Source organism: Luteimonas salinilitoris (assembly GCF_041300785.1).
GTDB classification, from domain to species: domain Bacteria; phylum Pseudomonadota; class Gammaproteobacteria; order Xanthomonadales; family Xanthomonadaceae; genus Luteimonas; species Luteimonas salinilitoris.
This window is the reverse complement of sequence record NZ_JBFWIB010000054.1, coordinates 1-1,085: the sequence shown is the minus strand read 5'-3', so window position 1 is coordinate 1,085 and position 1,085 is coordinate 1. Positions and strand designations below refer to the sequence as shown.

Genomic DNA, 1,085 nt, shown 5'->3' with positions numbered 1-1,085 from the left:
AATTCAACCACCAAGTGCGACAGTCCTCAGTAGCCGAGTAGACGTTGTCGCGGGGTTTGATATTCATATCGCTTCCTCGGTCGGGTGTTGAGTTTCTCGGCAATGGCATCGCACTGCCGTTGAGTGAGCAGGCGCATGCTCCGGCCTTTCGGCAGGTACTGCCGGATCAGTCCATTGGTGTTCTCGTTGCTGCCGCGTTCCCATGGATGATGTGGCCTGGCGAAGTAAACGGTGGCGCCGGTGGCGGCCTCGATGTGCGCGTAGCCATGGAACTCGGTGCCGTTGTCCGAGGTGATGGTGGTGAAGGGCATCCCGGCACGGTTGATCAGAGCAATGGTGCGCCGGTTCAATGCCTTGGTGGTCCGGTTGGGCAGTTTGCCGATGAGCAGGTAGCCGGTGGCGCGCTTCACCAACGTGACGATGCACGGCTTCTCCCAGGACGCACCGATGACCGTGTCGATCTCCCAATGGCCGGGAACCTCGCGGGCCGCGACCTCGGCAGGACGTTCGTCGATCATCCGCTTACCCCGCAGGCGGCCGCGGCGCTCCGGACCGTAGTGACGTTTGCGGCGCTTGTAGCGACGGCGCAGGTCCAAATACAACGTGCCGCCGGCGCGCCAGTCCCGCCGCACGTGGCGATAGATGGTCTGGAGCTGATCTGGAACTCGCTTTGCTTGAGCGTGCTCGCGACCTGTTCAGGGCTCCACTGCTGGCGCAACAGCGCCTCGACCCGGGCGTACTGCCAGGCGTCATGGTGTGAGCCGCGCCGACTTCGCCGCAATCGGCCATTGCGGCGTTCCTGGGCCTTGCTCGGGCAATAGACCGGCCGCTCGCGCACCTGGGTGCAATTGCGCTGGCACTCCCGGTAGATCGTGCTGCGATGCCTGCCCAGGATCCGGGCGATCTCGGCCGCCCGGTGCCCGGTCTTGCGCAGGCTGGAGATCATGTATCGTTCGACTTCGGTGAGCTGGTGGTACATCACGGCCGGGACTCCTTTCTCGCCAGATCAGAGGTCCGGCCAGTCTGCCAGCTCACCGCTCTGTTATCGGGGGTCTCGGATGTCGCACTTAGTTTGGCAATTCCTG

1 pseudogene is annotated in these 1,085 nt (G+C 63.5%); it reads right to left on the bottom strand.

What is annotated here, in order from left to right:
• Positions 1 to 26: 26 nt before the first annotated feature.
• Positions 27 to 982: pseudogene (locus tag AB5T46_RS20400) on the bottom strand (IS30 family transposase).
• Positions 983 to 1,085 lie beyond the last annotated feature (103 nt).